Below are 6,329 nucleotides of genomic sequence, written 5' to 3'. Positions count from 1 at the left end.
GGATTAAAATAATCATTATGAACTAGGGTGATATCATTGGTCAGCCTGTTTTGTATATCAGATGAGCGGTGAATTTTGCCATCTTCAAAATAATGGTCAGTAATCTCTTGGCGAACCATATGAAAATAGTCTTGTTGAAGTTTTTGCCAGTTAAGTGTAGCTATTTGATATGCAAGATAAACGTAAAGATAACATAAGAATTCAGCTAATGAAAATAGCAAAAATAAAGGTAAATTGTGTTTCCGAATTGCATCAAATTGTAAAGTTAGCAAATAAGCATATCCCACTTCAGCTAGACCACATGTCGCTTGTAAAAACGTTACCAAACTAAATTTCCAAGGATTAAATTTAAATAACTCTTTCCAGCTCATTATTTCGCCTCCAAGTTAATTTCACGATCAAATAATTGTTTTTGTTGAGAATTTAAATTATGAGCAATCATTATGATCGTTTGTGGTGTCTTTGTTAGTTCTTTCAAGATTTTGGTCGTTGCTTTTTCATCAATTGCACTAGTTGCCTCATCTAAGTACAGTACTGATTTTTGATAGATTGTTGATCGCATCAAAATAACTTTTTGCTTCTGCCCTCCTGAAAGCAGGTTCTTTTTCGGATCAATTTTGGTAGCAAGACCCTTTTTAAAGCGTTTTTGATCCGAACTAAATTGAGTCGATTTAACAACTTTTGGCACTTTTTTATTAAGTTTTTTATCAAACATCGTGATATTTTCGTTAATAGTGCCAGGAAACATAATCAAATCTTGTGCTAAATATCCTATTTGTCGTAAATCAGGATGGATCACTCGATCTTCTTTGTCTTTATAAATCACCTCACCGCTGATTGGACTAATCTCGCCTAAAAGTACCTTAAGTAAAGTTGATTTACCACTGCCACTGTCACCTGTTAGAAGAATTTTTTCACCAATGTTAATTCTAAGATCAGGATAAGAGATTTTCTCCCCGTGTTCATATTGAACACAGAGATTTTTAGTTTCAATCAAAGCTATTTTTTCAATTGGATCAAAATCGGATTCTTTTGTAACTTTCTGTAGCTCAAAGAGCCTATTTCTTAAAGTCTGTGTGGACTTAAGTTGAACATATTTGAAAATACATGAGCTAACACTCCAAAAAATCCCATTGGCAAAATATCCAGCAGTTAAAATCACACCCAAACTCACTTGATGTTTGATAAATAAGATTCCAGCAATGAGCGGAACTCCAATTCTTCCTATTACATCAAAAATCGATGAAACAAGTTGAACGTAGTTGACTATCTTACTTCGATGATATTCACTTTTTTCTAGTTGCTGACTTTTTTGACCAATAACTCTTTTTAAGACTGTTTTATTTTTATATCTTCTTAGCTCATCAAGTCCGTCAAACCAATTTTGAATCGTATTTAGAAAAATGGCGTTTTTACTTGAAACTGCCTGTGTCGCATTGTTGGTATATTTTTCTAACACTTTTGGAACAGCGATCGCCAAAAATGTATCTGCTAGTGTGAAAGCGACTAAAATCCAGTGAAAAGTAAATAATGTACTGATTGTTAGAATTATATAAATGAAGTCGCATAAAAAATAGAAATACACACTATAATAACTATCTTGAATAATCTGTAAGTCATTTCCCAGATGATTCTCCATTTCAGATAATTTTTCAGGATTTTGATAATAATGATGTATGATCTTTTGTCTAACTTCATGAAATAAATTCTGCGTCTGCTTGGTATTTTCTACACTAGCTAAGTTATAACTTACATTACAGATCTGACCAATAACGAATTGACCGGCAATCAAAATTAAAAATATAGTAAATTTACCTTGTGAAATAGCATTTAGCTCAGGGCTAGTTAGGTAGGTATAAATAGTTGTTGCTAGCTGCGTTAATGTGATTAAGAATAAAACCAGCAAAGCGTGTTTTTTGTTAATTTGGAAATACTGTTTTAAACCCATCTTCTCGTCTCTCATTTTCTTTGAATGTTTAAATATAAAGATTAAGTAACTATCTTTAATAAGATTTATTGCAAAGAAAAAGTGCTGCCAATTGTACCCAACGTCAATTAACAGCACCACAAATAAGAGGTCGATTTTACTAAAAATCGCCTTAGATTCGTTTACTGCTAATATCTGGCAATGTGAAAATTGGGTACACTAAATAAGCCTTAGTCACACTCTTCTTTTTCAAAATTCAGATATTAAAGATTCAATAGACGAATCATATGGCGATTTCCTCGTATTTCAATAATATAGTTAAAACTATATCATATTTCTCTCATATTGCAATATACTTTATCATGTTTTTTGTGTTAGAATTGTTTTAATTTATTGATATCAGGAGAAAACAACTATGAGTAACAAGAAATTTACGATTAATAGCTGTTGTATTAAAGCAAGAGTAGTCTTTTTCAGACCAAGCCAATAATTCTATTTAACAAAGAAGGAATAAAAATGTCTGAAAAATTGATTACTAATGTAATTACAAAAAGTGATTTAAAAAATGCTCTGCATCAACTTAATGTAACTAAAAATGATGTGTGTCTGGTTCACACATCTATGAGCAAGTTTCAATTCTTACCTGGTGCAAGCCAAACCATTGTGCAAGCTCTTAAAGAAACATTAGCAAGTGGTACATTAATGATGCCTTCACAGGTTTCAACTAATTGTGATCCCGCAACTTGGGAGTATCCACCAGTCCGTCAAGATTTAATACAAACCATTCGTGATTCTATGCCACCTTATGATCCTGTTACTTCACCAACTGAAGGATTAGGATTAACTCCTGAGTATTTTCGCGCTTTACCAGATGTATTTAGAAGTACTCATCCCTACTTACCTATTGCTATTTGGGGCAAAAATGCTAAACAAATCGCTGCTAAGCAACCACTTAATCTACCATATGGCATAAATAGTCCATTAGATTATATCTATCAACATTATGGAAAAACTATCTTTTTAGGTACTGACTATGAAACATGTACTATGTTGCATTATGCAGAATCAACTATTCATAGAAAAAAACAAACATATTCAGCAGCTACAGGAATTGATGAATCTGGCAAGACTATTTGGACGGAATATCAAAATGTCGATTTGGATTCGTATGATGATTTTTCTGAACTAGGTAGGACTTTTGAAAAGATGTTTCCAAATGCCTTTCAATCAATAACATTGGGTCACGGAATTATAAAAGTAATTAATACTCGTCCACTTGTTGAGTTTGCGCAAGATTGGTTTGACAAAAAAGATCACCAATTTGGTAATTGTATGTAAAAACATTTCATTTCTATTTAAATTGCAAAAAATATATTGATTAACTCATCTAAATATGATTTAATTTTATTTACGTTAATTATAGGGAGTAACCGACAAATCTAATTTTGTATTTACGGCGTCATATCACGAAATTATTTTCCGCTGTAAATTTAAATGGTGAGACTATGTATAAACTTTTTTGAGTTTAGCATAGTCTCTTTTTTTGTCTAAACTCACCTAATTTTATGGAGGATTTATGAAACAATACTATCGACAGCCCAAAGCTGAAGTTTTAAAAGAATTTAAAACAGATAGCAATGGTTTATCATCTGCTCAAGCTGAAGAAAATCTTACAAAATATGGTAAGAATGCTTTAGTTGAAGGCAAAAAGAAAAGTGCCTTTCAGGTCTTTTTAGAGCAATTTAAAGACTTAATGGTGATCATCTTAATTATTGCTGCGATTATTTCTGCTTTCACAGGAGAATTAGAAAGTACTTTAGTAATTATCGCAGTGTTAATCTTGAATGCCATTTTAGGAACCGTGCAGCATATTAAAGCTGAAAAATCACTTGAATCACTGAAGTCACTTTCTTCTCCAAGTGCGAAGGTCTTGCGTAATGGTGAAAAAATTGAAATCGATTCGAAAGACGTTGTACCTGGCGATATCATGTTGCTGGAAGCTGGCGACATGGTAACAGCTGACGGACGAATTTTAGACAATTTTTCTCTGCAAGTTAACGAAAGTTCGCTGACTGGTGAATCAACTAATATCGATAAAGCAGACATTGATATTGACGAAGAACAACCAATTGGTGACCGTATCAATATGGTTTATTCAAGTTCCTTAGTTACTTACGGGCGCGCTAATGTCTTAGTAACTGCAACCGGTATGAACACTGAAATTGGTAAAATTGCCTCTCTGATGAACGAAACAAAAGAGCGTCGCACTCCACTACAAGTGTCTCTTGATAACTTCTCCTCTAAATTGGCAGTTACTATTTTAATTATCTGTGCTGCTGTTTTAGGTTTGCAAATCTGGCGCGGCCAAGGCATTCTTGATGCCCTTTTATTCGCAGTTGCGTTAGCAGTTGCCGCAATTCCTGAAGCTTTAAGTTCAATCGTGACCATCGTCCAAGCAATGGGTACACAAAAAATGGCCAAAGAAAATGCCATCATCAAAAACTTGGCTGCAGTTGAGTCATTAGGTTCTGTTTCTGTAATTTGTTCCGATAAAACTGGTACTTTGACTCAAAACAAGATGACTGTTGAAGATATTTATATTGGTGGTGAGGTTTTAAAGCCAAACCAATTAGACCTCAGTAATCAGTTGCACCGCTATTTACTTTATGATGCAGTTTTAAACAATGATTCAAGCATCAAAAATGGAAAAGTTATTGGTGATCCAACCGAATCAGCATTACTTGAAATGTACCACCAAGTTCCAGGTATTGATCTAGGTAACAACAAACTTGGCTTATCAGAAACAGACTTGCGTGATCTGCTCACTCGTCAGCAAGAACTGCCATTTGACTCTGATCGTAAGTTAATGAGTACCAAACACCTGATTCATAATGAACCAACTATTTTTGTAAAAGGTGCTATCGATGTGCTCTTAGACCGATGCGACAATATTCGCATTGGCGACACTGTCCGACCAATGACTGAGCAAGATCGCAAAGAGATCTTAGCTCAAAATACCCACTTTTCAGAAAATGGTCTACGTGTTTTGACCTTTGCTTACAAAGAAAAAGACGAAGACTTAACTCTTGATACTGAAAACAGCTTTACATTTATCGGATTAGTATCTGAAATGGATCCACCACGATCAGAAAGTGTGGCTGCTGTTGCTCGTGCAAAGAAAGCTGGTATTCGCACTGTGATGATCACTGGTGACCATAAAGTCACCGCTGTAGCAATTGCCAAAAAGATCGGTATCTTTAATAACAGCGATATTGCGGTAACTGGCTTGGAATTAGACAAAATGAGCGATGATGAACTTGCTCAAAAGATTGAAAAGATCGCAGTTTACGCCCGAGTATCACCTGAAAACAAGATCAGAATCGTTAAAGCTTGGCAAAATAAAGACAAGATCGTTTCTATGACTGGTGACGGTGTTAACGATGCCCCAGCTCTTAAGAAAGCTGACATTGGTGTGGCAATGGGAATTACTGGTACTGAAGTTTCTAAAGATGCAGCCAGCATGATTTTGGCTGATGACAACTTTGCTACAATTATTAAAGCAGTTGCCAATGGACGAACTGTTTTTGAAAATATCAAAAATGCCATCATGTACCTGCTCTCAGGTAACTTGTCAGCAATTATTACAGTATTATTTGCATCAATTGGCGGTCTACCTGTTCCATTTGTGGCGGTCCAGCTTTTATTCATTAACTTGGTAACCGACTCACTTCCAGCTCTTGCAATCGGAATGGAGCCTGGTGCTAGCGATGTTTTAGATAAAAAACCACGTGATCCTAAAGTTGGGATTTTAGATAAAGCATTGGTAAGCAAGATTACTTTGCAAGGTTTACTGATTTCTGTTGGCGTAATTGCTGCATTCTTAATTGGTCTCAAGACCAATGCGGCAGTGGCTACTACCATGGCCTTTTCAACTTTGACTTTTGCGCGATTGCTTCACGGCTTTAACTGTCGTTCGCAACACAGTATCTTCAAAGTGGGCTTTAAGAATAACTGGTACAGTTTAGCTGCTTTTGCTTTAGGAACATTACTTCTTGCATTGATTCTTTTTGTTCCAGCACTTCATGGATTGTTCGCAGTTACTCCTTTATCAGCTAACCAATTCGTTTGGATTGGCGTGCTTGCCTTAATTCCAACTGTGATTATTCAAATCGTTAAGGTAATTAATGATAGAAGAAACGCTTCTAACTCAGAAAATGAAGATTATGATTCAATGATAGGCTTTACAAAAGACGAGGCTGCAAAGATATTAAAAGATTATGAGCTTGATGATTACTTCCCTTTTGTAAAAGAGAATTATGATGGTTACAGATTCTATGATGACACGAAATCTCCCGCGCGTCAACGATTTTCGATTGCTCACGAGCTCGGTCATATTCTATTG

General features: G+C 35.0%; 3 protein-coding genes and 1 pseudogene. 2 read left to right on the top strand and 2 right to left on the bottom strand.

What is annotated here, in order from left to right; genetic code table 11:
• Positions 1 to 371: pseudogene (locus Q0Y70_RS09210) on the bottom strand (ABC transporter ATP-binding protein); the annotation flags it as partial.
• Positions 371 to 1,948 carry an ABC transporter ATP-binding protein gene (locus Q0Y70_RS09205; protein WP_297820180.1) on the bottom strand — a complete coding sequence of 526 codons (1,578 nt, stop codon included), beginning with the start codon at positions 1,946 to 1,948 and terminating at the stop codon, positions 371 to 373. The pseudogene Q0Y70_RS09210 and the gene Q0Y70_RS09205, both read right to left, overlap by 1 nt.
• 495 nt (positions 1,949 to 2,443) lie before the next feature.
• On the opposite strand from Q0Y70_RS09205, the gene Q0Y70_RS09200 reads away from it, so the two are divergent.
• Both Q0Y70_RS09200 and Q0Y70_RS09195 read left to right on the top strand, forming a co-directional pair.
• Complete coding sequence (locus Q0Y70_RS09200) at positions 2,444 to 3,265, top strand: aminoglycoside N(3)-acetyltransferase (protein ID WP_297820177.1); 822 nt, start codon at positions 2,444 to 2,446, stop codon at positions 3,263 to 3,265.
• Positions 3,266 to 3,503: 238 nt separating this feature from the next.
• Positions 3,504 to 6,329, top strand: a 2,826-nt coding sequence (locus Q0Y70_RS09195) for an HAD-IC family P-type ATPase (protein WP_297820174.1), incomplete at its 3' end; no start/stop codon positions are given.

The sequence above is a fragment of the uncultured Lactobacillus sp. genome (assembly GCF_947367085.1).
GTDB lineage: Bacteria > Bacillota > Bacilli > Lactobacillales > Lactobacillaceae > Lactobacillus.
The sequence above is the reverse complement of the archived record's forward strand: the minus strand, read 5'-3'. Positions and strand labels throughout refer to the sequence as shown.